This window comes from Gordonia sp. YY1 (genome assembly GCF_009872315.1).
In the GTDB taxonomy this organism is placed as follows: domain Bacteria; phylum Actinomycetota; class Actinomycetes; order Mycobacteriales; family Mycobacteriaceae; genus Gordonia; species Gordonia amicalis.
This window is the reverse complement of the sequence record NZ_WXYI01000019.1, coordinates 51,822-77,423: the sequence shown is the minus strand read 5'-3', so window position 1 is coordinate 77,423 and position 25,602 is coordinate 51,822. Positions and strand designations below refer to the sequence as shown.

The 25,602-nt window shown below is 67.4% G+C and carries 24 protein-coding genes; 13 read left to right on the top strand and 11 right to left on the bottom strand.

The window, feature by feature from the left end; translation table 11 throughout:
- The first annotated feature begins 39 nt into the window (after nt 1–39).
- Complete coding sequence (locus tag BPODLACK_RS19955) at nt 40–1,272, top strand: lipase family protein (RefSeq protein ID WP_006437688.1); 1,233 nt, start codon at nt 40–42, stop codon at nt 1,270–1,272.
- Here BPODLACK_RS19955 and BPODLACK_RS19950 read toward each other — a convergent pair.
- The gene (locus BPODLACK_RS19950; RefSeq protein WP_006437687.1) at nt 1,269–1,478 is read right to left on the bottom strand and encodes a hypothetical protein; all 210 of its coding nucleotides are present in this window, start codon (nt 1,476–1,478) and stop codon (nt 1,269–1,271) included. The two genes, BPODLACK_RS19955 and BPODLACK_RS19950, sit on opposite strands and share 4 nt — an antisense overlap.
- A 74-nt stretch (nt 1,479–1,552) precedes the next feature.
- Nucleotides 1,553–1,957 carry a four-helix bundle copper-binding protein gene (locus BPODLACK_RS19945; protein ID WP_024498812.1) on the bottom strand — a complete coding sequence of 135 codons (405 nt, stop codon included), beginning with the start codon at nt 1,955–1,957 and terminating at the stop codon, nt 1,553–1,555.
- A 54-nt stretch (nt 1,958–2,011) separates the two neighbouring features.
- Between BPODLACK_RS19945 and BPODLACK_RS19940 the strand changes: the two genes are divergently transcribed.
- Together BPODLACK_RS19940 and BPODLACK_RS19935 are read left to right on the top strand one after the other, a co-directional pair.
- Nucleotides 2,012–4,414, top strand: coding sequence for a molybdopterin oxidoreductase family protein (locus BPODLACK_RS19940; protein ID WP_051349619.1), 2,403 nt, complete (start codon nt 2,012–2,014; stop codon nt 4,412–4,414).
- Nucleotides 4,411–4,893: a hypothetical protein gene (locus BPODLACK_RS19935; protein WP_024498810.1), complete on the top strand. Its 483-nt coding sequence runs from the start codon at nt 4,411–4,413 to the stop codon at nt 4,891–4,893. Before BPODLACK_RS19940 ends, BPODLACK_RS19935 begins: the two co-directional genes overlap by 4 nt.
- Nucleotides 4,894–4,916: 23 nt before the next feature.
- Here BPODLACK_RS19935 and BPODLACK_RS19930 read toward each other — a convergent pair whose 3' ends face one another.
- From BPODLACK_RS19930 to BPODLACK_RS19920, 3 genes are all read right to left on the bottom strand, one after another.
- Nucleotides 4,917–5,195 carry a YrhK family protein gene (locus tag BPODLACK_RS19930; protein WP_024498809.1) on the bottom strand — a complete coding sequence of 93 codons (279 nt, stop codon included), beginning with the start codon at nt 5,193–5,195 and terminating at the stop codon, nt 4,917–4,919.
- A 92-nt stretch (nt 5,196–5,287) separates the two neighbouring features.
- A complete protein-coding gene (locus BPODLACK_RS19925) occupies nt 5,288–6,892 on the bottom strand; it encodes a Rieske 2Fe-2S domain-containing protein (protein ID WP_159406045.1) in 1,605 nt (534 codons plus the stop codon).
- A gap of 143 nt (nt 6,893–7,035) precedes the next feature.
- Nucleotides 7,036–7,761 carry a nuclear transport factor 2 family protein gene (locus tag BPODLACK_RS19920; protein ID WP_040004927.1) on the bottom strand — a complete coding sequence of 242 codons (726 nt, stop codon included), beginning with the start codon at nt 7,759–7,761 and terminating at the stop codon, nt 7,036–7,038.
- A 70-nt stretch (nt 7,762–7,831) separates the two neighbouring features.
- On the opposite strand from BPODLACK_RS19920, the gene BPODLACK_RS19915 reads away from it, so the two are divergent.
- The 4 genes from BPODLACK_RS19915 to BPODLACK_RS19900 are packed head-to-tail and all read left to right on the top strand — an operon-like array spanning nt 7,832 to nt 10,915.
- Nucleotides 7,832–8,446 (top strand): TetR/AcrR family transcriptional regulator, encoded by a 615-nt coding sequence (locus BPODLACK_RS19915; protein WP_006437683.1) that lies wholly within the window; start codon nt 7,832–7,834, stop codon nt 8,444–8,446.
- A 35-nt stretch (nt 8,447–8,481) separates the two neighbouring features.
- Nucleotides 8,482–9,240 (top strand): lysophospholipid acyltransferase family protein, encoded by a 759-nt coding sequence (locus BPODLACK_RS19910; RefSeq protein WP_006437682.1) that lies wholly within the window; start codon nt 8,482–8,484, stop codon nt 9,238–9,240.
- A gap of 17 nt (nt 9,241–9,257) precedes the next feature.
- Nucleotides 9,258–10,085, top strand: a complete 828-nt coding sequence (locus BPODLACK_RS19905; protein WP_024498805.1) for a lysophospholipid acyltransferase family protein — start codon at nt 9,258–9,260, stop codon at nt 10,083–10,085.
- Nucleotides 10,082–10,915, top strand: a complete 834-nt coding sequence (locus tag BPODLACK_RS19900; protein ID WP_006437680.1) for a Cof-type HAD-IIB family hydrolase — start codon at nt 10,082–10,084, stop codon at nt 10,913–10,915. Before BPODLACK_RS19905 ends, BPODLACK_RS19900 begins: the two co-directional genes overlap by 4 nt.
- 19 nt (nt 10,916–10,934) lie before the next feature.
- Here BPODLACK_RS19900 and BPODLACK_RS19895 read toward each other — a convergent pair whose 3' ends face one another.
- The gene (locus tag BPODLACK_RS19895; protein ID WP_006437679.1) at nt 10,935–12,560 is read right to left on the bottom strand and encodes a peptidoglycan recognition protein family protein; all 1,626 of its coding nucleotides are present in this window, start codon (nt 12,558–12,560) and stop codon (nt 10,935–10,937) included.
- Between the two features lie 456 nt (nt 12,561–13,016).
- On the opposite strand from BPODLACK_RS19895, the gene BPODLACK_RS19890 reads away from it, so the two are divergent.
- Nucleotides 13,017–14,504, top strand: a complete 1,488-nt coding sequence (locus BPODLACK_RS19890) for a SpoIID/LytB domain-containing protein (RefSeq protein WP_174324751.1) — start codon at nt 13,017–13,019, stop codon at nt 14,502–14,504.
- On the opposite strand, the gene BPODLACK_RS19885 is transcribed toward BPODLACK_RS19890, so the two are convergent.
- The 5 genes from BPODLACK_RS19885 to BPODLACK_RS19865 form a co-directional block, all read right to left on the bottom strand.
- On the bottom strand, nt 14,501–15,187 hold the full coding sequence (locus tag BPODLACK_RS19885) for a GAF and ANTAR domain-containing protein (RefSeq protein WP_006437677.1): 687 nt from the start codon (nt 15,185–15,187) through the stop codon (nt 14,501–14,503). The two genes, BPODLACK_RS19890 and BPODLACK_RS19885, sit on opposite strands and share 4 nt — an antisense overlap.
- A gap of 90 nt (nt 15,188–15,277) precedes the next feature.
- Nucleotides 15,278–15,946, bottom strand: a complete 669-nt coding sequence (locus tag BPODLACK_RS19880) for a class I SAM-dependent DNA methyltransferase (RefSeq protein WP_006437676.1) — start codon at nt 15,944–15,946, stop codon at nt 15,278–15,280.
- Nucleotides 15,943–16,737, bottom strand: a complete 795-nt coding sequence (locus BPODLACK_RS19875; protein ID WP_006437675.1) for a PIG-L deacetylase family protein — start codon at nt 16,735–16,737, stop codon at nt 15,943–15,945. Before BPODLACK_RS19875 ends, BPODLACK_RS19880 begins: the two co-directional genes overlap by 4 nt.
- 10 nt (nt 16,738–16,747) lie before the next feature.
- Nucleotides 16,748–17,695, bottom strand: a complete 948-nt coding sequence (locus BPODLACK_RS19870) for an acyl-CoA dehydrogenase family protein (RefSeq protein WP_006437674.1) — start codon at nt 17,693–17,695, stop codon at nt 16,748–16,750.
- The gene (locus BPODLACK_RS19865) at nt 17,692–18,381 is read right to left on the bottom strand and encodes a glycosyltransferase (RefSeq protein ID WP_006437673.1); all 690 of its coding nucleotides are present in this window, start codon (nt 18,379–18,381) and stop codon (nt 17,692–17,694) included. Before BPODLACK_RS19865 ends, BPODLACK_RS19870 begins: the two co-directional genes overlap by 4 nt.
- A 196-nt stretch (nt 18,382–18,577) precedes the next feature.
- On the opposite strand from BPODLACK_RS19865, the gene glf reads away from it, so the two are divergent.
- The 5 genes from glf to zomB are packed head-to-tail and all read left to right on the top strand — an operon-like array spanning nt 18,578 to nt 25,496.
- Nucleotides 18,578–19,786 carry a UDP-galactopyranose mutase gene (gene glf / locus BPODLACK_RS19860; protein ID WP_006437672.1) on the top strand — a complete coding sequence of 403 codons (1,209 nt, stop codon included), beginning with the start codon at nt 18,578–18,580 and terminating at the stop codon, nt 19,784–19,786.
- The gene (locus BPODLACK_RS19855; RefSeq protein WP_006437671.1) at nt 19,787–21,730 is read left to right on the top strand and encodes a glycosyltransferase; all 1,944 of its coding nucleotides are present in this window, start codon (nt 19,787–19,789) and stop codon (nt 21,728–21,730) included. It begins immediately after the preceding gene.
- Entirely contained in the window at nt 21,711–22,469 is a 759-nt protein-coding gene (locus BPODLACK_RS19850) for a phosphatase PAP2 family protein (protein WP_006437670.1), read from the top strand. Before BPODLACK_RS19855 ends, BPODLACK_RS19850 begins: the two co-directional genes overlap by 20 nt.
- On the top strand, nt 22,466–23,392 hold the full coding sequence (locus tag BPODLACK_RS19845) for a decaprenyl-phosphate phosphoribosyltransferase (protein ID WP_006437669.1): 927 nt from the start codon (nt 22,466–22,468) through the stop codon (nt 23,390–23,392). The genes BPODLACK_RS19850 and BPODLACK_RS19845 overlap by 4 nt, the downstream gene beginning before the upstream one ends.
- Nucleotides 23,379–25,496 (top strand): flagellar motor control protein ZomB, encoded by a 2,118-nt coding sequence (zomB, locus tag BPODLACK_RS19840; RefSeq protein WP_006437668.1) that lies wholly within the window; start codon nt 23,379–23,381, stop codon nt 25,494–25,496. The genes BPODLACK_RS19845 and zomB overlap by 14 nt, the downstream gene beginning before the upstream one ends.
- Nucleotides 25,497–25,602: the final 106 nt, after the last annotated feature.

The window sequence follows — 25,602 nt, the reverse complement described above, 5'->3', positions numbered from 1 at the left end:
CCCACCGCGAGCGAGGCAAACCGGGCATGATCACTGCTCATGCGCCAGATCTCGCGACCCCTCACCACGCTGATCGCCGTGATCGGGGTCGCGGCCTCCCTGTGTGTTCTCACGCCTACGGCGTCGCCGACCCCGCTCCCGGCGCCCGTCGCGGCACCGGCGCTGCTGCCGACGCAAGACCCGTTCTACGAGCCTCCACGCGACTACGAGAAGCGTGCCCCGGGCGCCATCCTGCGCACGCGTCAGGTCGGATTGGGATGGCGCGGAACTGATGTGCCGATCACCGCGACTCAGATCCTGTACCGGAGTACCAACAACTCCGGTCATCCGACTTCGACGGTGACCACGGTGATCTCACCGCCCGTCGTAGGCCCGGGCGCGCCGCGTCGGATGGTGTCGTACCACTCCTTCTACGACGCGTTGGGCGCGCAGTGCGATCCGTCGTACACGCTGCGGGGCGGCAACATGTCCGAGCGGCCCATCGATCTGGCCCTGATCACCGGACTGATGGCGGCCGGCTACACGGTCGCGGTCCCCGACTATGAGGGTCGCGGGTTGCGATGGACGATCGCGAGGGAATCCGGCTATGCCGCCCTGGACGGGCTCCGTGCCGCGCTCAGGCAGCTCCGTGCACCAGCCCGCACCCCGATCGCCTTGTACGGATACTCGGGCGGGTCGGTACCCACCGGCTTCGGCGCCGAACTGGCGCCCACCTATTCGCCGGAACTCAACATCGTCGGCGCGGCGGCGGGCGGGATTCCGGTGGATCCCGCACACAACCTCGGCTACGTCAACGGCAAACCCGAATGGACGGGAGTCATCCCCGCTTTGATGGCGGTCTATGCCGAGACCTACGACATCGACCTCGCGAGCTATCTGTCCCCGAAGGGCGAGCGAATCCTGCGCCAGGTCGCGGGGGAGTGCATCGAACAGTTCGCCGACGAATATCCGGGACTCACCGACCACCAACTCCTCAAACCATCGGTGGGTGGCGTGCTCGACGTACCCGGTGTGCGGCAGGCGATCTCGGAGAACGTGATGGGAACACTCGGCACCCCGCGGGTTCCGATGATGCTCGGCGTCGGCAATTCCGACGGCATCGGCGACGGTGTGATGATCGCCGCCGACGTCGCCGGTCTCGCCGAGAGCTACCGCAGTCGAGGTGTGCCGACGACCTTCACCGAATACCGCGGGCAGACGCACACGGCGGCATTCATCCCGTGGAGTGTCGAGGCCCTGACCTTCTTGAACGGCCGTTTGGCCGGACGTTAGGCGTCCGCGGACGGATTCTTGTTGGTGCCGCCGTCGGACACCTCGAAGTTCTTCCACTCGCCGTTGTCGTGGACCTGCATGACGGTGCCGAGGCTGTCATCGGGCGCGGCGACGGTCTTGAACCAGTCGTAGGCACTGGTTGCGTCATCGAAACCCTTTTCCTCGATGACTGTTTCGTCGGAATCCACCACGCGGTACTGAGCCATGATCTTCTCTCCTCATTGTCGGGTTCGACTTCGGCGGTTGTGCCGAAGCATCCTGGGCCGAGCGCAGGGTCGTGCTAGCCGAGCACCTCGAGCAGCGTCCGGCAGGCCTCCTCGCAGCGCCGGCACGCGTCCGCGCAGATCCTGCAGTGCTGGTGCATGTCCGCGTGCCGGTCACATTCCTCGGCACAGACACGGCATGCGGTTGCGCACGCTTCCAACGTCTCCCGCACCACCGCGACGTTGGCATCGGTGCGTCGGAGGAGCACCCGTTCGGTGATCGAACACAGGTCGGCGCAGTCCAGATCCGATCGGATGCACTCGACGAGCTGGTCGACGCCACTCTCGCCGAGACATGCGTCCGCACATGAGGTGCAGGCCTGCGTGCACTCCGCACATGCCTCGATGCAGGCCGCGAGCGCAGCATTGTCGATGTCGTCGCGTACAGGATGGGACTCGAGTATCTCGGTCACGGTGGTCACTGGACTTCTTCCTGTCGATTGCAGATGGAAATCGCGTACCCGGCGTCCATCGGAATGAAACCGCCGCCGTTGGGTACCCGTCAAGACGTGACCAGCGACGAGGTAACCAGCAGAATCAGTGATCCCTGGGGGCCGCGGACCCCCTACGGTCCTGGCGAGGACTGGCCCACCCGGGTCGACGAGCACCTCGCCGACGGGGTCTCCACGGAGACCGTCGACCGGTGGGTTCGAACGGCGTCGGTGCTGCACTCCAATGGTGACGGCCTCGACATCGCGGTGGCCGACGACCGCATCGTCGGTGTTCGCGGCCGGGCCGACGACCGCGTGAACCACGGACGCGTCGACATCAAGGACCTGTACGGGTGGCAGGCGAATTCGTCCCGCGACCGGTTGACCCGACCGCGCATCCGGGAGAACGGCGTCCTGGTCGAATGTTCGTGGGACGCGGCGATGGAACGGATCGTGAGCCGTTCCCGTGAATTGCTGGCGGAGCGGGGGCCGTCGTCCATCGGCTTCTACACCTCCGGACAGCTCTTCCTCGAGGAGTACTACACGCTCGGTGTGATCGCCCACGGCGCGATCGGGACCAACCACCTCGACGGCAACACCCGGTTGTGCACGGCGACCGCGGCGGAAGCCCTGAAGGAATCCTTCGCCAGCGACGGCCAGCCGGGCAGCTACGCCGACATCGATCACGCCGACGTCATCGCCCTGTTCGGACACAACATCGCGGAGACCCAGACGGTCACCTGGATGCGCATCCTCGACCGCCTTGCCGGCCCGAACCCGCCTCGAATCGTCTGTGTGGACCCTCGTCCGACACCGGTCGCGCGGCACGCCGCCGTCCACCTGGCGCCGCTGCCCGGCACCAATGTCGCGCTGATGAACGGGCTGCTCCGCGAGATCATCACCAACGGGTGGATCGATGAGGACTACATCGATTCGCACACAGTGGGTTTCGACGAACTCCGGCAGCGGGTCGAGCAGTACACGCCGGAGGTCGTCGCCGACATCTGTGGGATCCCGGCCGACGACCTTCGGCACGCGGCTCGCGTTCTCGGGACCGCCGAGAGGCTCATGTCGACGGTGCTGCAAGGCTTCTACCAGTCACATCAGGCAACCGCGGCCTCGGTCCAGGTCAACAACCTGCACCTCATCCGCGGGATGCTCGGACGCCCGGGGTGTGGTCTGCTGCAGATGAACGGGCAACCGACAGCGGAGAACACGCGCGAATGCGGGGCCGACGGAGATCTCGCAGGCTTTCGCAACTGGTCGAACGACGATCACATCGCCGAGCTGGCGGAGCTGTGGAACATCGACAAGAACCAGATCCCGCACTACGGCCCGCCCACTCACGCGATGCAGATCTTCCGTTACGCCGAACAGGGAACCGTCCGCATGCTGTGGATATCGGCGACCAATCCTGCTGTCTCCCTGCCGGAACTGCCGCGGGTGCGATCAATCCTGGCACAGGAGCGTCTGTTCGTAGTGGCGCAGGACATGTTCGCCAACGAGACCACCGAACTCGCCGACGTCGTGTTGCCCGCCGCGGGCTGGGGCGAGAAGACGGGTACGTTCACCAATGCCGATCGCACGGTGCATCTGTCGGAGAAGGCGATCGACCCGCCCGGCGAGGCCCGGGCCGATCTCGACATCTTCCTCGACTATTCCCGGCGGATGGACTTCCGCGACCGCGACGGGAACTCGTTGCCCCAGTGGGGAGATGCCGAAAGCGCTTTCGACGCGTGGCGTCGGTGCAGTGCGGGGCGGCCGTGTGACTACAGCGGCCTGTCGTATGAGATGCTCCGTGAGCGCAGCGGAGTCCAGTGGCCATGCAACGAAGACGCCCCCGAGGGGACAGAGCGCCTCTACGCGAACGGAAAGTTCTGGAGCGCACCAGATTATTGCGAGGCCTACGGCAAGGACCTGGTGACCGGCACGCCACTCGAACCCACCGAGTATCGTGCGCTCAATCCCGATGCGCGCGCGATCATCAAAGCAGCTCAGTACATTCCACCGCATGAACAACCGAGCGACGACTATCCGTTCGCACTGATCACCGGGCGGACCGTCTACCACTTCCACACCCGCACCAAGACCGGACGTGCGAGCGAACTCAACGACGCCGCGCCGGACGTGTGGGTGGAACTCTCGGTACACGATGCCGCCGAGCGCGAGATCGGCGACGGAGATCTCGTCGAGATCTCGAGCCCCCGAAGCGCGATCACCGCCACGGTGCGCATCACCGACATTCGTCCGGGCGTTCTGTTCGTGCCGTTCCATTACGGCTACTGGGACATCGATGGCCATGCCGGCGCCGATGCGGACACCGCGCACGAACGTGCCGCCAATGAATTGACCCTGACCGACTGGGACCCGGCGTCCAAACAGCCCATCTTCAAGACCGGCGCGGCGAAGCTGACGCGGGTATCGCGTGACAAGGAGAATGGCCGATGACGAAACTCGGACTCGTACTTCGCGAACTGCACCGGGCCGAACGAGCATTGGCCGTCGACCTCGACACACTCGCGCACCGCCACGCCGCCGATCACGAGGTCCATCACGTCGCCCAGGACCTCGCGCGCTGGTCGCGCGAACACCTCGTGCGGATCTCCGACGCGGCATCCGCGCTGGGCGTCGACCTGGACCCGGAGCCGCGGACCACCGCGCGGACGGGCTCCGCACAGGAGAAGATCAGCGACCTGCTCGGTCGGCGACCGGAACCCGGGATGCTCCTCCTCGTCGACCTACGCCGACTCCATCAGACGACGGCCGGCGTGTCGATCGATTGGGTCATGCTCGGACAGAGTGCGCAGGCGCTGAAAAACCACGATCTGTTGGAGATGGTGTCCGACTGTCACCCGGACACCCTGCGTCAGCTCCGGTGGAGCAACCACATGATCAAGATCCTCGCGCCGCAGATCGTGGCGAGCTGATCGAGCCGAACGATCGGCGACCGTCAATAGTCCTCGGCGTCGTCGGTGTAGCGGTCGCCCCGCAACCGACGCAAATGAATGCGCCTGCGTAGACGAATAACCGGGCGCACCAGGAACTGGATGCTTCCGACGAGGAAGAACCAGGTGGCCGCGAGTGTCGTGTCCTCCCAGAAGAAGAGGATGCTGCCGATGACGAACCAGATCGCGATGAGCGCGTCGTTGGCGATGCTCGCCGTTTCCCAGCGTTGTCGTACGACCAATTCCTCGCGGCCGATGGTGACCGTCAGATCGTTGTGGGTCATGGAACTCCCGCCTGTACGTCGGTGCGACCACTGTGCAGCGTTGCCTCGACGTCCGATCGGTAAACATGTCCCGCGGTCCCGTCCGGGACGGTTCAGTTCCCCAGACGCTCCGCGCGCAGTTCGTGACCCTTCGACGTCAGGCATCGCCCCGACGTGAGGTCCCACTGCCAGCCGTGGAGGTTGCAGGTGAGCTTCTCTCCCTCGATGACACCGAACTTGCCGAGGTCGGCCTTCAGGTGTGGGCAGCGACGCTGAATCTCCCAGCCGTCCTTGACGATCGACGCCGAGTCGTCGTGGGCCTCGGCGAACCAGCCGTCGGCGTAGGCGATGCGCTCGTCGGTCAGGCACTTGAAGAAGGTGTAGAGGAACTCGTTGTAGCCGCCGATGCGCCACGTGGTGAAGCGCGTGGACAGGAAGATGGTGTTCACCCAGTCCGGCTCGTTGTCGCGGAGGACGGTGCGCACGAGTTCGGTGGCGATGCGGAAGCCGTAGCGGTACTTGCCTTCTCCCTCTTTCGGCTCCCGCACGATGCGGTTGGGGAAGTCGAGCACGACGGTCTCGGTGGCGTCGTTCGCGGGACCGCCGCCCGGGGTCATCACCAGCCCGACGGGATAGCCGATGCCATCGCAGATGAGATCCGACTGGGCCATGATCGGCTCGAAGAGCTCGCGCAGTGCGCCGATCAGCGGCTCGCCCTCGGCCGGCGCCCAGGTGGCCTTGTCCGCGGCGATGACCGGCGCGAACTTCTCCTTCATCCGCTCGAGGTAGGCCCTCTTGTTCTCACCGAAGACGTCGGCGGGTGCATAGGGGTGGGTGACCTCGTTCAGCGTCGAACCGCTGAAGTCGGCAACCGAACCCGACACCATCATCAGGCCGCGGTGCTTCTCGCCGTCGTCGGTGCCGTGGATGCGCATCTGCTCCAGGAAGGTCTCCTGGTCCGGGAAGATCGAGGTGTCGTCTGCGGTTTCGCCCGAGCCGAAGTCGTTGAGATGGAACAGTTCTTCGTCGAGGAACATCGGCGGACCGGCGGACGGCACGACCCAGGTCGCGCCGACCTGCTCGATGTAGGAACGTGCACGGTCCATTCCGCGCTGACGTTTCTGAGATGCGAAGTTGGCCTTGGACTTCCGTGGGATGTCGTAGACCATCGGGTACCAGATGGCGCCCGAGTACTGGAGCAGGTGGACGTCGACGTGACCGAAGGCCTCGTCGATGACGTCGAGGTCGATCGGGCGGGCGTCGTTCATGTTGAAGCAGACGGTCTCGCCGTCGGAGACGACCAACCCGCTGTCGCCGATCGGCCCGTCGGCCGGGGCGCGCAGCGCGATGATCATCACGTCGAGCGAGCCCTTGTCGCCCGTCACCGTCGTCTTCACCGAGTCGGTGGTCTCGACGAACTTGGTGAAGCCGAGCTTCTCGAGTTCACGGCGCAGGTCCGGCACCGGGTAGTCGGGGAGCAGGACGGTCGCGTCCTTGTTGACGTTCTCGCGTAGGTTGCGCTCGTCGAAGTGGTCGCGGTGCAGATGAGAGACGTAGAGGTAGTCGCAGTCGCCGAGCGTCTTCCAGTCGAGCTCGGAGTTGTCGGGGAACGGCACCCATGAGGCGAAGTAGGTCGGGTTGACCCACGGGTCGCAGAGGATCGATCCGGCGGTGGTCTGGATGTGGAAACCGGCATGACCGATGCTGGTGATCTGCACGTAGGGGCCTCTCCTGGTGTGCGCGGGGCTGCCGCGGCGAGCACTTCAGGCCTCCAGGGTATCGAGCCGCCTTTTCCCGTGGCGTGGGCCATGAGTCCCGACGAGGCGCCCGCGTGACGGGTCTCACCACCTCCCGAGCCGGTTCAGGCGCCGCGGGCGAGGACCGGCAGCTTCGACGCGGCGAAGAGGGAGCGGACCAGCCTGCTGTCGTCGCGGGGCATGATCCCGGCACGCTGGACGGCGTCGATGAAGTCGTAGAGCGTCTCGCCCTCTTCCATCAGACCGTCGGCGTTGAAGTGGTACCGGTCCACCGCGGGTGCCTGGATGAACCGTCCGTCGCCGTAGATGGTCGGCGCCGACTCGTCGTAGGGATACATCCGCAACCCGCCGCTGAAGTGGCCGCTGCCGGTGTACCGGATGACCGTGCGCACGGTTCCGTCCGGCTGGACGTCGACGTAGACCTGGTCGGGGAGGGGGTCGTAGCGCCAGTCGGGGATGGCGTCGAAGAAGGCGAAGTTGTAGGTCACGAAGTCGTCGATGCCGACGATCGTGCGCCCGAAGGTCGTGACGTCGGTGTATCGGAGATCGGGTGCGTAGAGCTCGTCGTTCACGCTCATGTCGCGTACCAGGAAGCTCCACCAGTACTTCTTGGCCCACGTCATGATCCATGACAGGTCGGTGCCGTGGACGTCGCTCAGGTGGACGAGTTTCTTGTCGAAGGCGTCGAACCACTCGATGGTCGACCGCTGCAGCTCCTGTTCGGAGATGGCCCGGATCGGGACGCCGCGGTTGGCGTCGAGGTATTCGGGTGCGGGCTTGGCGAGGCGTGGTCGGGCCAGCGCTTCCTGGAATGCTTGTTCATCGAACATGAATCGCATGATTCATGTTGAATCAGGTGATGTCAATGGAGACCACGCCGCGGGATGCGACGATGTTCAGATGAGTTCGGGGAAGCGGTGGCGCGGGCAGACGCTCGAGGACCGGTCCACCGACCGGCGCGAGCAGATGCTGGCCGTCGCCGAGACCCTGCTGGGAAACGGTGGCACCGGCGCCGTGACGATGCGGGCGGTCGTGCGCGAGGCCAACCTGAGTCCGCGGTACTTCTACGAGAGTTTCGAGTCGACCGAGCAGCTGGTCACCGCGGTGTACGACCGCGTCACCGAACAGCTCCTCGCCCAGATCGCCGGCATCGAGCGGCCCGCCGACCTCCGGGGGAGCGTGCGCGCGCTGCTGGAGGTCTTCCGCGAGTTCTTCCAGGACAACCCGGGCCGGGCCCGCATCCTGTTGCGCGAACCGCTCGCCGACGACGTCCTCCGCGCACATCGCGCGGCCACCGTTCCCGGATTCGTCGAAACCGTCCTGGGCATGGTCGCCGACGAGAACTCGCTCGCCCCCGAACGCGTCGCGGTGATCTCCTCGGCGCTCACCGGTGCCCTCGTGGCCCTCTACCTCGACCACATCGACGGCCGGCTCGCCCTGACGCCCGCACAGCTCTCCGACGCCGCCGTCGACCTGGTGTTCGCCGTCACCCGGATCGGTGCGACCGACGCCTGACCTGTACCGGGAGCGCGATCGCTAAGCTTTGCGGCATGGAACCCGTCTACGACGCCGTGATCACCACCGCGCGCCTGCTCTGGCTCGCCGAAGGTCTCAAGTTCAAGGTGTCGGGCGTCGAGCACGTCCCGGCCGAAGGGCCCGGCGTCGTCGCGATCAACCACACCGGCTACCTCGACTTCACCTACGCCGGCATCCCGGCACACCTGCAGGGTCGTCGCAAGGTGCGGTTCATGGCGAAGAAGGAGGTCTTCGACAACAAGATCTCCGGCCCGATCATGCGCTCGCTCAAGCACATTCCCGTCGACCGGACCGCGGGTGCGGACAGCTACCGGGCGGCGGTCGACTATCTCAAGCGCGGCGAACTGGTCGGCGTCTACCCGGAGGCGACGATCAGCCGCAGCTTCGAGCTCAAGGCGTTCAAGTCGGGTGCCGCGCGGATGGCACTCGAATCCGGTGCACCGATCATCCCGACCGTCATCTGGGGCGCCCAGCGCGTGTGGACCAAGGGGCATCCGAAGAGGCTCGGCCGCACCGGTTACCCGATCTCGATCGGGGTCTGCGAACCGCTCGAGCCCACCGGAGACCCCGACGCCCTCACCGCGAAGCTGCACGAGGTCATGAGTGCCAAGCTGCTCGAACTGCAGGACGCCTACGGCGAACACCCCAAGGGGGAGTTCTGGGTGCCCGCACGCCTCGGCGGGTCGGCGCCCACCCTCGAGGAGGCCAACCGCATGGACGCCGAGGAACAGGCCGAACGGGCCGCGAAGCGCGCTCAGCGCGACAACCCCTGACCGTTAACCTTGCAGGCATGAGCAGCGGGGCGCGTCGACACCGGGAGCCGGTCTACCGGACCCTGGAGATCATCGCGAACACGCTCGTCCGCGCCCAGGGTCTCGACCTGCATTTCACCGGGGTCCAGAACATCCCGGAGACCGGCGGTGCCGTGCTGTGCGTCAACCACACCGGGTACGTCGACTTCATCCCCGCCGCGCTCGGCGTCCAGCGTGCGGGCCGGCGCACGCGGTTCCTCATCAAGTCCGAGGTCATGGACGTCGCGATCATGCGATTCCTGGTCAACCACACGATGACGGTTCCGGTGGACCGATCCCGCGGTGCCGACGCCTACCGTGCGGCGCTCGGGCGCCTGCGTGACGGCCACATCGTCGCGGTCTACCCCGAGGCGACGATCAGCCGCAGCTTCGAGCTCAAGGAGTTCAAGAGCGGGGCGGTGCGGATGGCCGCCGAGGCCGGCGTCCCGGTCGTCCCGGCGATCGTGTGGGGCGCCCACCGGCAGTGGACCAAGGGCGGTGCGCGGAACATGGGTCGCAGCCGGCTACCGGTGCACGTTCGGTACGGTTTGCCGTTCACCGTCGACGCCGCCGGGGAGCCCGAACGCGAAACGTTGCGGTTGCGCGACACGATGGACTCCATGCTCCTCGAGGTCCAGGACGCCTACGGCCCGCATCCGGCGGGTGAGTTCTGGGTGCCGTCACGGCTCGGAGGCTCGGCCCCGACGCCGCAGGAGGCCGCCGTCATCGAAGCAGACGAAGCGCTTCTCAAGGCCGAGGCCCGCGCCCGCAAGGCCGCCCGACGACAACGCGAGACCGCACAACCCCGAGACAGAGGAAACAGATGACATTCGGTCCACCCACCCTGATCGCCAGCGACGTGGACGGAACGCTCATCGACGACGAGAACCGGGTGTCGTCGCGGACCGTGTCCGTGTTGTCGGCGGCCCGCGCGGCCGGTGTCGAGTTCGTGCTGGCGACCGGACGTCCGCCCCGGTGGATCGCCGAGATCACCGACCAGTTCGCCGGAACAGATGCGTTCGTCCGATATGCGGTGTGCGCCAACGGCGCCATCATCTACGACGCCGAGCACGACCGGGTGCTGTGGTCGGCCAATCTCGAACCAGACGTCCTGGGAAAGCTGGGGGAGATCGCCTACCAGCAGATCCCGGGATGCGGGATCGCCGCCGAACGTGCCGGCCGATCCGCGCACGACGCCGCGACGGCCCCGTTCGTCGCGAGTGCCGGCTACGAACACGCCTGGCTCAACCCGGACCACGTCGAGGTCGGCGACGACGAGGTCTTCAGCCAATCTGCGGTGAAGTTGCTCGTACGCAAACCGGATATGCCGAGCGGCGAGATGGCCGAACGGCTGCAGCCGTTCGTCGGCGACCTCGCCCAGGTCACGTTCTCCACCGACAACGGCCTCGTCGAACTGTCGGTGCCCGGTACGCACAAGGCGTCCGGACTCGCGCGCCTCTGTGAGGCCACCGGTCTGCCGGACAACGGACTGATCGCCTTCGGCGACATGCCCAATGACGTCGAGATGCTCAGCTGGGCGAGTCATGGTGTCGCCATGGGACACAGCCACCAGGCCGCGCTCGACGCCGCCGACGAGGTCACCGTCGGCAACAACGACGACGGCGTCGCCAGGGTCCTCGAACGCTGGTTCGCCTGAATCGTTCGGTTCGCGCTGGTCAGGCTGCCGGTGGTGCCGCCTCGGGGGCGGGTGCGGGTGCCTGTTCGGGGGCCGGTGCGGGTGCCTGATCGGGGGCGGGCGCGGGTGCCTGATCGGGTGCTCCCGGTTCGGCGGGCGGCGTCGACTCCGGTGCCGGTGCGGCAGCACCACCGGCGAGCGCACGGACCTGGGCGAGTGCCGCGTACCCGTGCACGCCGGGGCAGCTGGTGCTGTTGTAGTCGCGGTGGCCGGAGATCATCGGCAGGCTGGACTGTGTTCCGGCCGCGAACTTGGTGCCGGCGAATCCCTCTGACATCAGGGTCGCGGTGCCGGCGGGGTTGAGACCGGCTTTGCCGAGGCGCCAGCGCAGGAAGCGTCCGGCCGCGGCGACCGCCGCGGCGGTCGGCGGTACCTCCTCGAGATTGCCGATGAACGACAAGCCGACCGTGTCCTTGTTGAACCCCCCGGTGTGAGTGCCCTGCACGTTGCGGTCCAGTCCGCCGAACGCACCCTCGAAGATCTGTCCGTACTTGTCGACGAGCACGTTGTAGCCGATGTCGCACCAGTTGAGGCTCTGTGCGTGATACGCGTAGATGCCGCGCACGATCTCGATCGACTGCGCCGGGGTGTAGTCGTTGCTGCCGGCGGTGTGGTGCACGATCGCGCCCTTCAGCTGCGGGGAGTACACCGGCTGCGAGCAGCGGATGCCCTCGTCGGCGCCCCACTGGGGACGCGCGACCACCTGCGGTCCGCCGGTCAGCGGGGAGAGCAGCGACGAACCCAGGGACAGCAGACCCTCCGGGCTGATCAGGGTCGCCTTCAGAGTGTTGAGAGCGGTCTCGGCCAGCTTCGTCACGACTTCGCTCGCCGAGCCGACGGCCAGCTGGGCCAGGTCGCCGCCCTGTGTCTCGGCGGCCGGAATTGCGAGACCGTCCTTGGACGCGGCGACCTGTACCTCACGCGCGTCGCCGACCCACACCGGTTCGGTGCCCGCCGGCTTGTCCGCGGTCGGTACACCGCCCTTCGAGATCTGCTCCAGGACCGTCCACGGGCTCCAGGTCCCGTCGGGTTGCCGCGCACGCAGCTTCAGGTCGACGTCGACGGGGCGGTCCCAGGTGAAGGCGACCATCTTGATGGGGTCCTCGCGCACGATGTGCGTCACCGCAGCGCCGACCTCGCGCCCGTCCCGCATGGTCGTGACCGCTGGCGGGGTGGTGCTCGTCGGGGCGGGGCCGGGGACCGACCTCGTCTTCGTCCGTGAGGGTGAGTCGGGGGAGGTGGTCGTCGCCTCCGGTGTCCTCGACCCGGAAGCGCTCGGTGCCGACGACTCGCCCGCGGTGGGCACGAGTCCCTTGGGCAGCGGGACCGTGAGGTCCGGCACGGGGAAGGCGTCGGGGTCGATCGGCGGGAGCTTCACGCCTGCGGCTCCGAGACCCGAGGACGCGACGTCGACGATTGCGGCCGGCAGTTCACGCAGCGGCACCTGCTCGATCTCGGTGTTCGCGATCTTCTGCTTGTTGTCCACGAGTCGGGTGTCACCGGCCGGTGGGCCGGCATTGCTCGCGATCACCGCGAACGGGCTCGCGACGACCGCCGCGGCGATGGCCGCGAGAGCGATCGAGTGCTTCGGTCGGGGGTAGCGCACAGGGGATCTCCTCGCCCGGGTGTCCGGTCATCGGTGCGACGTGCGCAGCCTCGTGCGCCGGGCGGCGTCGAGGCGTGCTCGGTGTCGGCCGCCATCGTGGTGCGGATCGGAGCTCGGCGACACAACACACGCCGACGGCGGGGCACTCGTGACATTCTTGTTACCTCTGAGGCTGGTGTTACTGGTGATATGCATGAGGTCACGATCGCGGTCACAACCCGTGATCCGGTTGTGATCAGCTCGGCTTGGTGAACGCGAAGGAGGTTCACTAGTGTCACTTATGTCCCAATCGTCACATCAGTCACGGAAGTGCGGGAGTTGCGGTTTCGCTGGAACTCCCGGGGCTGTTGTCGTCGCGACCGAAGGATGTGTTCTGCAGTGAACAAAGCCCGATCCAGACGGCTCCTGCCGGGAAGGCCGGCGACCGGTTCCCGGCCCGCACGGACCCACGGAAAGTTGCTGACCTGGGCGGCGGCCGGGCTCGCGCCCGCACTGCTGGCCGGTGGACTCGTGGCTGCGGGTTCAACGGAATCGACCCCCGGGGTCGAACTCTCGGTCGGGTCGACGGTGACGCTGATCGGACATGGTCATGGCCACGGCCGCGGAATGGGGCAATGGGGTGCGTACGGCTACGCCCGTAAGGGCTGGTCGGCACAGCAGATCCTGCGCCACTTCTACGGTGGAACCACCGCGGGGAAGGTGGACAGGCCCGAGATCAACGTGACCCTCACGGGTCAGAACTCGGTGAATGTGCATGCGGACGCCGGAATGCGCGTCGGAGGTCAGACGGTGGCTCCCGGACAGGCGGTCAGCCTGTCCGGGGGCACCGCCACCATCCGCAGCGGCTGCGGCGGTGACACGATCCGCTCCGTTCCGGCATCGTTCGTCGAACCGCTGAGCATGCTGCCGAACCGGCCCGCGGCCGAGTTCCTCAAGTTCTGTGGTTCCGAGAAGGCTTACCGGGGCGCACTCGGCCTCGAAGGTGGACGTGTGGTCAACCGCATCCACATCGACGACTACGTCAAGGGCGTCATCCCGCGGGAGAGTCTGCCCGCCTGGGCCGACTCCGGAGGCGCCGCGGCTCTGCAGGCGCAGGCCGTCGCCGCGCGGACCTATGCGCTCGCCGCGATCGCCGGCGGCAAGAAGATCGACGACACCCAGAACTCCCAGGTCTACGGCGGCGTGGCCGGCGAGGACCGCCGGACCAATGTCGCGGCCGACGCGACCGCCGGCCAGATCCTGTTGCAGAACGGTCAGCCTGCATTCACCGAGTTCTCCGCCTCGACGGGTGGCTTCTCGGCCGGCGGCCGGTTCCCGGCCGTGCCCGACGAGGGCGACACGGTCTCGCCCAACCACAGTTGGACCGCCACCGTGTCGGCCGGCAGCATCGGCGCCGCCTTCGGCGTCGGGGCTCTCCGGAGCTTCGAGGTGGTCGAGGCCAACGGACTCGGAGCCGAACACGGCCGCGCGCTCAAGGTGCGCGCGGTGGGTTCCGGCGGGACCGCCGAGGTCACCGGCGAAGAGGCGCGCACCAAGCTGAAACTGAAGTCGTCCTGGTTCACGGTGCAGGGGCAGCCGACGCCACGCATCGTCAAGCCGCCGACCGGGCCTTCCGGGCCATCGCAGGGACTCGACTTCGGCAGCTTCGGCCAGTTCGTCGAGCAGATCGTCCCCGGAACGTCACAGTTCCTCGAGCTCGCCACCTCGGCGATGGACGGCAAGCTGACCGATCTGGGCGGGATCACCGGACCGCTGGGACAGGCGATCGGACTCCCGACCCTGACCCCCGACGCCGCGGGCGTCACGCAGATCTTCGAGAAGGGCATGATGTTCTTCACGCCCGCGACGGGACCACGCGTCCTCGCCGGCAAGGGTCTCGAGCGATTCCAGGAACGCGGCGGCATCCCGGTGCTGGGATTCCCGGCGGAAGACGAACTGCGCTAGGAGGTCTCCGGACCCGCCACGACGATCTGGGCCGCCACGTCGACCAGTTTGGTGTTGGTGTCCTGAGACAGGCGGGCGAGTAGTGCGAAGGCCTCGTTCGCGTCGAGCTTGTAGCGCTCCATGATCATGCCCTTGGCCTGACCGATGATGTCGCGCGAGCTGAGTGCTGCTCGAAGCTGCTGCTTCTCCTGGACGGCGCCGAACGCGGTGGCGGCGTGAGCGGCGAACAGCTCGCCGAGGAGTCGTGCTTCGGACGTGAACGCATGAGGTCGGGTGCTGTGCAGGTTCAGCGCGCCGAAGTCGTCACCGTCCATGTAGAGGAAGAAGCACGCCATCGAGCGGATTCCGATGTCGGCGGCAGCGGCGGCGAACCGCGGCCAACGCTCGTCGGTGTGCAAGTCGTCGATCCACACGGTCACGTCGTCGATCGCGGCGCGGATGCACGGACCCTCGCCGAGCCGGCGCTGCAGATCGCCGGCTTCACCGCCCAGGTCGCCCACGATGACGGGTGTCTCGATCACGCCCCCGGACACCAGCGTGACCGACGCGTATTCGGCGCCGGGTATCGCATCGACTGCATACTTGGTCATCGCACGCACCGCAGTCTCGGTGTCGTCACTCTGTTTACGCATCTCGCCGGCGATGCGCGTCATCTGCGCTCCGAAATCCGCCAACTCGGTCACTCCTGCCTCCTATTGAGACCGCGTTCCATGCGTCTCAGCCGGACCGACAGCTGAGCGAAGGAAAGAAAACACCCATTGTCGAGGTATTCATTATGCCGGATCGTATAACTCCGTGGAATCGACGAGTCCTTCTCGTTGCGCAACCGACCGTTCAGGTGACAAACGAAGAACGTCGAGTCGGAAGTCGGTGTCCGAGTAGGACGTCGAGGCGATCAGCGGCGATCTGGCGAGGGCTGCATGGACGTCGTCGCCGGACTGCGGATACTCCTCGACGGGCCACCGCCAGTGAACGGCGATCACTTCGCCGTCCGGGGTGAGTGCGGCGGGCAGCCGGGCGATCAGCCCGGCGAGTGCGGCGTCGTCCAGGTAGTAGAGCACTTCGCTGAGGACGATGAGGTCGAAGCGCTGCGACGGCCAGTCACCCGCGATGTCGCCGACCTGGACGTCGACATGTGGATGGCGGGCGAGCCGACGTCTCGCGAGGTCGACGGCCCGTGGGCTCACGTCCGTGCACACCAGGCGGCCGCAACGAGCGGCCAGACCCTCGCTGAGCACCCCGATCGAGCAACCCGGCTCGAAAACCGACCGGTATCGGGGCCTCGTGAGTGCGGCGAGGGTCAGCGCGTACTTGCGCCGCTCATACCACCGCGAGGTGAAACCCCAGGGGTCGTCGCTCGACGCGTACATGTCGTGGAAGTAGCTGTCGGGTAGCCGGCCCCGACCGGATCCGCTGCTCGTGGGATCGTCCGGCCGGCTCATGCGAAGACGAACTCCCGATCGCGCAGCAGCCGGGCCAGGACGTGTGGACCGAGCACGACGGCGTCCTCAGGTGCATCCGAGAGCGGAGACGTCTGGGTGACGAACGCCTCGACCGCCGAGCGTTTGCGGTTCAGCGTGTCCTCGTCGAGGTCGAAGGTGCGCACCCGGTGCCATGGGATGGCCGGGTCCCCGGGATCGGCCCAGTGCCACATCCAGATCGGATACATCCACACCGGCACGCCCACTCGGTCGCCGACCCGCTGTGCGCATCGGCCGACGGTCTCGTGGTCGGGATGACCGTCGTGCGCCCATACGGCCAGCAGGCCGGTGGTGGCCGACGGCGTCTCGGTGAGCACCCGTGTCACGATCGCCTCGACCTCCTCCTCGTGCTCGGCGAGGGTGCCGTCGGGGAGACCGCACCATCGCGACGGGCGCAGACCCAGGCGAGAGGTCGCCGTGTCCAATTCGGCACGTCTTCGGTCGGCGAGTTGCGCCGGGGTGAGCGTCGGGGACCCCGGATGCGACCCCGCGCCGTCCGACAGGCACACCGTGACCACCTCGATCCCGTGCTCCGCGGCCGCCGACATCAGCGCGCCCACCCCCAGCACCTCGTCATCGGGATGCGCGGACAGCACCACCAGACGCTCGACCGTCAGTTCGACGTCCGGCCACCGCCCGCGGCGATCGAACCACCGTTGCCACTCCGCCTCCGGGGTCCCCGTCTCCGCGACCGGCGTTGCCGCGAAACGCCCCGACATGCTCTCGACCCCGTTCGTGAAATCGTCGCTCATGATCTCTCCCTCAGAAATCCTGCCCGGGACCCGGGATCCGGTCGTCGACGAGGGACCCGAGAACCGCGAGGTCGGCGTCGGCGTGTGATTGCCGGATGTAGACGGTGAGGTCGGCTACCGCCCGCGCGTGATCCGGGTCGGCGACCAGCGGCCCGGGCCCGAGTGCACGACCGACCCGGTCGACGACCGCGGTGGCGATCTGCTCGATTGTCCACCGCAGACCGAAGGCGTGCCGCTGCGACGGCCCGGTCGGGTCGGCGTCGATCAGGCGAGCAGCAGCCTCGATCGCGGCCCACCCGGTGGCGAGCTGTGCATCCACCGCACCGGCGTGCATCCGCAGCAGGGGGTCGTCGTTGCGGGTCAGTGCGCGGTACAGAGGACGCGCGACGCGGCGCGCGCCACCGAACCAGCACGCCGCGACACCCATCCCGCCATGCCAGAATCCGGGACGGTCGAGATAGGCGCCGACCTCGCCCACCGGTGTGGCGGGCACCGCGTGAAAGGTGACGGTCCCGGTGTCGGTGGCGCGCATACCGGTGCTGTGCCAGACGGAGAGGTCGGCGGATACGCCGGGTTGCCGCAGGTCGACGGCGAACAGGCGGTTGCCGTCCACGGTCGCGGCGGTGACGAGCGCGTGGGTGCACGAACCCGCGCCGGAGCACCACTCCTTGACCCCGTCGAGCTCGAATCCGTCGCCCACCCGCCGTGCGTCGACCCGGGTGCCGGGTGGTTGAGCGGCCCAGACGCCCCAGAACTCGCCGGGTCGGACCGCGCCGCCGACGATCTCGCCGAGGATGGCGTCCGCGTCGGCGTGCGCCTCGACGAGACGTCCGGTGCTGATGTCCTCGGAGCACAAGAGGGTGAGAGCGGCGAAACGCTCGAGCGTCGCGCCCGCGCCGGGTCGCGGCAGTGCGAACCCGGGGGAGTCGACGATCGTGCGTGCGGCGTCGGTACTCATCTGCTCCCACCGGGAGTCCGGTCGGCGAGTTGGCGCAAGTAGGACGCGAAACCGTCGACGGTCCGGCCGCTTCGCCGCGTCGACGTGAGCACTGGGGCCTCCGCGCCCCACACGATGTGTGCCGCGGTTTCCTGGAGTCGACGGACCAGGTCGACGTCTTCGTGCGCGTCCAGATCCCGGAATCCGCCGGCGGCGGCGTAGGCGCTCGCACGCACCCCCAGGTTCGCCCCGTGCACGTGCTGGTGCCCGGGCCGGGCGTCGTAGCTGCGGGCGAACGTCGTCGCGGTTCCCGGCGGCCATCCGTCGAAGCCGTCCGGCGTGATGATGCCGACGAAAGCGTCGGCACCCGACCCGGCGGCCTGCACGTGGGTGCGCAGCCAATCGGGCGGCACCACCGAGTCGGCATCGGTCGTCGCGAACCAGGTGGTGTCGGCAGGCGTGGGTGCAGCTGCCCCGAAGCCCTCCCGTCGCGCGGTGCCCACGCACCTCGCGGCGACGTGCAGGGTCGTCACGTGGTCGGGCACGATCTCGGCGGAGTCGTCGTCACAGGAGTCGAGCACGACGATCACCTGCACCGATACTCGAACTCCCGCGACCGCGGCGTCGAGTGCGGTGAGGCAAGAGGGGAGGAGTGCCCGCTCGTTGTGGGCGGGGACCACCACCACGATGTCGGTGATGTCGGGCACCGCGGCACGAGGCGGTGCGCCGATCAGAGGTGCCGATATCTCAGGCGATGACGTCACAGGGGCCCCGAACTACTGAAGAAGTACAGAGGAACGGGCCCGATGGCTGCAGACCGACGGTCGAAGATTACCCGGCGACGGAACGCCGTCCCCCGTGGCTCGGCGAATCCTCAGGGTGGGTCCGTTACCCTGAGGACCCGTGGCAACCAGTAGCAGATATGACCTGATCGTCGTCGGCTCCGGATTCTTCGGTCTCACCGTCGCCGAGCGGGCGGCCACCCAGCTGGGCAAACGAGTCCTCGTGCTCGAACGGCGTAACCACATCGGTGGCAACGCCTACTCCGAGGCCGAGCCGACGACCGGTATCGAGGTCCACAAGTACGGTGCGCACCTGTTCCACACCTCCAACGACCGGGTGTGGGAGTACGTGAACCAGTTCACCGACTTCACCAACTATCAGCACCGCGTCTTCGCGCTGCACAACGGTCAGGCCTACCAGTTCCCGATGGGGCTCGGCCTCATCAGCCAGTTCTTCGGCCGCTACTTCTCGCCCGACGAGGCGCGCAAGCTCATCGCCGAGCAGGCCGGCGAGATCGACACCGCCGACGCCAAGAACCTCGAGGAGAAGGCGATCAGCCTCATCGGGCGGCCGCTCTACGAGGCGTTCATCAAGCACTACACCGCCAAGCAGTGGCAGACCGATCCGACCGAGCTGCCTGCGGGCAACATCACCCGACTCCCGGTGCGGTACACCTTCGACAACCGGTACTTCAACGACAAGTACGAGGGCCTGCCGGTCGACGGGTACACCGCGTGGCTGGAGAACATGGCCGCCGACGAGCGCATCGAGGTGCGCCTGTCGACCGACTGGTTCGCCGTCCGCGACGAACTGCGCGCGCAGAATCCCGATGCGCCGGTCGTCTACACCGGGCCGCTGGACCGCTACTTCGAGTACTCCGCCGGCCGACTCGGTTGGCGCACACTCGATTTCGAAACCGAGGTGCTCGACACCGGCGACTTCCAGGGGACCCCGGTGATGAACTACAACGACGCCGACGTGCCGTACACCCGGATCCACGAATTCCGTCATTTCCATCCCGAACGGGACTCGTACCCCACGGACAAGACGGTCATCATGCGCGAGTTCAGCCGCTTCGCGAAGGATGACGACGAGCCGTACTACCCGATCAACACCGCCGAGGACCGGGCGATGCTGTCCGCCTACCGCGAGCTCGCCCGCACCGAGACCGCCGCCGCCAACGTCCTGTTCGGCGGTCGTCTCGGCACCTACCAGTACCTCGACATGCACATGGCGATCGCCAGCGCGCTCACCATGTTCGACAACACCCTGGCGCCGCATCTGCGAGACGGTGCGCCGCTGGTGGCCGACCCCGCAGGAGCCGAATAGATGACGGTGACCCCCGTGAATCAGTCCGAGATCCCCGAGGCGGGCACCGGGCCGTCGAAGGCGAAATCCCTTCTGCAGCGCGTCATCTTCCCGCGCCCGGGTGAGCCGCTCGACGTGCGGTCGCTGTACCTGCTCGAGTCGGACTCCAATCACCGGCGTGCGCACGCGCCGAGCCGGACATCGGTGCTGCTCGGCGGCGAATCCGAGGTCAGCTTCGAGACCTACTTCAACGCCTTCGCGGCCGCCTACTGGCGACGCTGGAGCATCCTGGACTCGGTGGTGCTGCGCGTGGAGGTGGTCGGCACCGCTCGCGTCGACCTCTACCGCTCCAAGATCGACGGTTCGCGCATCGGCATCGGTGGCGACCTGATCGCCACCGACGAGAACGGCCGCGGTGTGGCCGAGTTCGAGCTCGACCTCGGTCCCTTCGAGGACGGTGGCTGGATCTGGTTCGACATCACCACCGACACCGACACCGAGATCGTCTCCGCCGGTTGGTTTTCGCCGATCGATGCGCCGATCTCGGACGCCGACACCAAGCGCGTGACCGTCGGCATCCCGACCTTCAACCGTCCCACCGACGCGGTGAATGCGTTGGCCGCCTTGACCTCCGACCCGATGGTCGACGAGGTCATCGACGCGGTCATGATGCCCGACCAGGGCACCAAGAAGGTGGTCGACGAGCCCGGATATTCCGAGGCCGCAGCGGCTCTCGGGGATCGTCTCCACATCTTCGACCAGGGCAACCTGGGCGGTTCCGGCGGCTACGCGCGCATCATGTACGAGGCGCTGCGACTCACCGATTCGCCGTACATCCTCTACATGGACGACGACATCGCCATCGAGCCGGACTCGATCCTGCGCGCGCTCGCGATGTCACGATTCGCCAAGTCCCCCATGCTCGTCGGCGGGCAGATGCTCAACCTGCAGGACCGCAGTCATCTGCACTGCATGGGTGAGGTGATCCGCCGCGACACCTTCATGTGGACCGCGGCGCCGTTCGTCGAGTACGACCACAACTTCTCCGAACACCCGCTGCGTGACCGCAAGAACTCGAAGAACCTGCATCGCCGGATCGATGTCGAGGGCAACGGCTGGTGGATGTGCATGATCCCCCGGGAGTGCGCCGAGACCGTCGGCCTGCCGATGCCGCTGTTCATCAAGTGGGACGACTGGGAGTTCGCGCTCCGCGCGGCTCGGGCCGGCTATCCGACGGCCACCATCCCGGGCATCGCGATCTGGCACATGGCGTGGAGCGACAAGGACGACGCCATCGACTGGCAGGCGTATTTCCACCTGCGCAACCGTCTCGTCGTCGCGTCGATCCACCATGACGGACCCATCAAGGGCATCCTGCGCTCGATGACCAAAGCGACCGCGAAACATCTTCTGTGCCTTGAGTATTCGACCGTCGCCATCCAGAACGAGGCGATCCGCGACTTCCTCGCCGGTCCCGAGCACATCCGCAGCCTGCTGCCGACCGCGCTGCCCAAGGTGGCGGCGATGCGCAAGGAGTACCCGGACGCGGTGGTGTTGCCGTCGGCGACCGAGCTGCCGCGGACGTCCGGCGAGGCGACGCATCTGGGTACGGCGATCCCGCTGAACCCGATCAGCAAGGTCAAGGCGCTGACCGCCGCGGTGGTCAACAACGCCCGGCCCGCCGACCCCCGGCATCATGAGGTACCGCAGGCGAACTACCCGCCGATCGAGGCGCGCTGGTTCTCGCTCGGACGCGTCGACGGTGTCACCGTCACCACGGCCGACGGCCGGGGAGTGGTGTACCGGCAGCGTGATCGCGAGAAGATGATCGCTCTCGCACGTGAGCATTTCGCGCTGATCAAGGAGCTTCAGGAGAAGTTCGGCGACATGAAACAGCAGTACCGTGCCGCACATCGTGAGTTGACCAGTAAGGAGAGCTGGGCGGTTGTCTTCGGAATCGAGTAGTCCCGAGGTGGAGGTCGACGAGTCGATGAAGCTCCCGGCCGACCACGCCCCCAGACCCCTCGCGGGTGAAGAGAAGGTCCTCGTCGCCATCCAGTCGGGCATCGGTTCCCGGCCGGGTGTGCGGTCGGCGGCGCGTGGTCTGTCGCACTTCGGCGAGCACGCGCTGGGATGGCTGGCCATCTCCGGGGCCGGCTGGACGCTGGCGCGTGCCCGCGGCGACGTGCGCTCCCAGCAGCTGTGGATCGAAGCCGGTGTGGGTGCCTTCGGCGCGCATGCGGCGTCGGTGATCATCAAGCGCATCGTGCGCCGGCCGCGGCCGGCACATCCCGCGATCGACATCGGGGTGTCCACGCCGAGCAAGCTGAGCTTCCCGTCGTCGCACGCCACCTCGACCACCGCGGCCGCGATCCTCATCGGCCGGGCGGCCGGCTGGGACGCCCGGGTGCTGCCCGCCGCGCTCGTGCCGCCGATGCTCCTGTCACGCCTGGTGCTCGGTGTTCACTACCCGACGGACGTCACCGCGGGCGCCGCGATCGGTGCCGCGAGCGCAGCGGCCGTCATCGCGGGCGATAAGGTGCTGCTCGAACCCACCCGGAATGCTCCGGCCTCAGGACGTGCCCGTCGCGCGGCGCGCGTCCTGACGCGGCTCGGCCTCACGGCCGCAGTGCCCGGCGGGCCGCTGCGACTCGCCGCGTCCCCCGTCATCGCGCGGGTGACACGACACAGGGAGAGTGCATGAGCGAGGAGCCGATCGAGCACGGGAAGGTCGCCGGGCCGCCGAAGAACCTGACCACCGGGCTGATCAAGGCGATCCGTCTGCGGCAGTGGGTGAAGAACGTCCTGGTGCTCGCCGCACCGCTGGCGGCGGGCAACATCACCGAGCTGTCGGTGCTGGCCGACGCCGGCATCGCCTTCATCGCGTTCTGTCTCGCCGCGTCGAGCATCTACCTGGTCAACGACGCCATGGATGTCGAGTCCGATCGCAATCACCCGACCAAGCGGTTCCGGCCGATCGCGGCCGGGGTGGTCCCGGTCCCGCTGGCCTACGCGCTCGCGTCGGTGCTGCTCGCCGGCTCGATCGGCGTCGCGTTCCTCGCGAACTGGCAGACCGCGGTCGTCATCGCGATCTACCTCGTCATCCAGCTCGGCTACTGCTTCGGTCTGAAGAACCAGGCAGTCATCGACATCTGCATCGTGTCGTCGGGCTTCCTGCTGCGCGCGATCGCCGGTGGCGTGGCCGCCGAGATCGAGCTCTCGCAGTGGTTCCTGCTGGTCATGGCCTTCGGTTCGCTGTTCATGGCCGCGGGTAAGCGGTACGCCGAACTGCAACTCGCCGAGCGCACCGGCGCCAAGATCCGCAAGGCGCTGCAGTACTACACCACGACCTACCTGCGCTTCGTCTGGACACTGTCGGCCACGGCCGTGGTCATCTTCTACGGGCTCTGGGCGTTCGACAAGGGCGGTGACAACGGCCACGACAGCAACGTCGCCTACGCGGTGTCGATGGTGCCGTTCACGGTCGCGATCCTGCGCTACGCCGTCGACGTCGACGGTGGCGCGGCGGGCGAACCCGAGGAGATCGCCCTCGGCGACCGTGTACTGCAGCTGCTGGCCGTGGCCTGGTTAGTATGCGTGGGTGTCGCGGTCTATGCAGTCAATTGACGGTCTGCAGTCCACTGACGGTGTCCGGTCGGAAGGCGGAACCGACGCCGTCGTAGATCCCCGCACCACGGATCGTCCGCAGTCGTCAGCGGGTCGCGCCCGGCGTCGTCTCGCCGCGGTCAGCTTCCTGATCGGCGCCGTCGCCGTCACGACGTTCTTCGCGATCGGCGCCTGGCAGCGCCGGTGGATCGCCGACGACGGCCTGATCGTGCTGCGTACCCTGCGCAACCTCTTCGCCGGCAACGGACCGGTGTTCAACGCGGGTGAGCGCGTGGAGGCCAACACCTCGACCGCGTGGACCTATCTGCTGTGGTTCTGGGCCTGGATCACCGACGGACAGCTCGAGTACGTCGCGCTCTGGGTGGCCCTGGTCTGCTCGGTCGCCGCCATCCCGATCGCCATGTACGGCAGCGCACGCCTTTACGGCAGGCGTCTGGGCGGTATCACCGGTGACGGCTGGACCCTGCTCCTCCCGTTCGGCGCCATCATCTACGTCGCCATCCCGCCGGCCCGCGACTTCGCGACGAGCGGCCTGGAGAACGGTCTCTGCATCTTCTGGGCCGCCGTGCTGTGGTGTCAGCTGGTGGCCTGGGTGAGGCGCGGTCCCCACGCCGGACCCCGCGCGGCGGCGGCGACGCTCGCCCTGGCCTTCACCGCCGGCCTGGCGCCGCTGGTCCGTCCCGAGCTCGCCGTGTTCGGCGGTCTCGTGCTGGTCCTGGTCTTCTTCGCGCCCCTGGGCTGGAAGATGCGCCTCGGCGTGGTCCTCGTCGCCGGTGCCCTACCGGTGGGCTACCAGATCTTCCGGATGGGCTACTACGCCCTGCTGGTCCCCAACCCCGCGGTGGCGAAGGACGCCAGCGGCGCCAAGTGGGAGCAGGGCCTCTCCTATCTGACCAACCTGTTCGGCCCCTACGCGCTGGTGCTGCCGGTCGTGATGGCCGTCGTCGCCGGGGTGATCCTGGTCGTCGGTGCCCGTCTGCGCGCGGACGCCAAGCGGAACGCGGACGCGGCCGACGAGACCCCGACCGACTCCCTGGAGGCGGTGACGTGGCGCTCGCGTCTGGCCGCGTTGTCGGCTCGACTGCAGTCGTCGACCGCGGTCGTGTCCGTCGTGGTGGTCGCCGGTCTCATCCTGATCGTCTACTGGATACGTCAGGGCGGCGACTTCATGCACGGTCGGGTGCTGCTCGTCCCGCTCTTCGTGACGCTGCTGCCGCTGATGGTCGTGCCGCTCACGGTCCCCGCGCACCTCGGTGCCGTGTTCGGGCGTCGTGCCTCACAGAAGTCCGTCATCGACGATGATCTGGAACCCGTCACCGTGTCCTCGGCCGAACGTCGTCGCACCCGCGCCGGTCTGGTCGGCGCGGTCGCGATGGCCGGACTGTGGGTCACGGTCCTCATCTGGGGGATCAGCACCCACGCCAACGTGCTGCCCAACGCCGGCATCGACATCGGGCGCAGCGGCATCGTCGACGAACGTCGCTTCTACGTGACGAACATGGGCAACGAGAACCCGGTGACCGCCGAGGACTACCTCGCCTACCCGCGCATGAGTGCGATGGTCGAGAAGATCGACAAGTACCACGAGGATGGCGGCGTCATCCTGCCGTCGTTCAACTACGACGAGTGGTACGTCGCGCAACTTCCCGCTGTCATGCCGCAGGGCGCCAAGCGTCAGGTGACCGTCTACTTCCTCAACCTCGGCATGACGAGCATGAACGCGCCGCTCGACGTCCGCGTCATCGATCAGATGGGGCTGGCGTACCCGCTCGCCGCCCACACCGAGCGACTCGAGGACGGCCGTATCGGGCACGACAAGATCCTGCCGAGCGAATGGGTCGTCGCCGAGGCCGGGGCGTACCCGCGCAAGCCGGTCCTGCCGGGATACCTCGACGAGGACCTCGTCCGCCAGGCGCAGGTGGCCCTCCAGTGCCCCGAGACCAAGGACCGGTTCGCCTCCTTCGAGGCGCCGTGGTCGTTCAGCCGCTTCAAGCACAACCTGAAGCAGGCGTTCACGTTCAACAGCTATCGGATTCAGCGCGAGCCGGAGTACGAGATCGCCCGGTGCGGTCTGGAGATGCCCCCGCCGGTCAATCCCGGATAGTCGGACATCCGGGTTCACGCGGGTGCGCGCGACCTTGGCACACGAACCCAGGCAAAAGCACAGAAAACACGTGTCCTGTGCTGAGGACTTGCCACCGAACATCTCG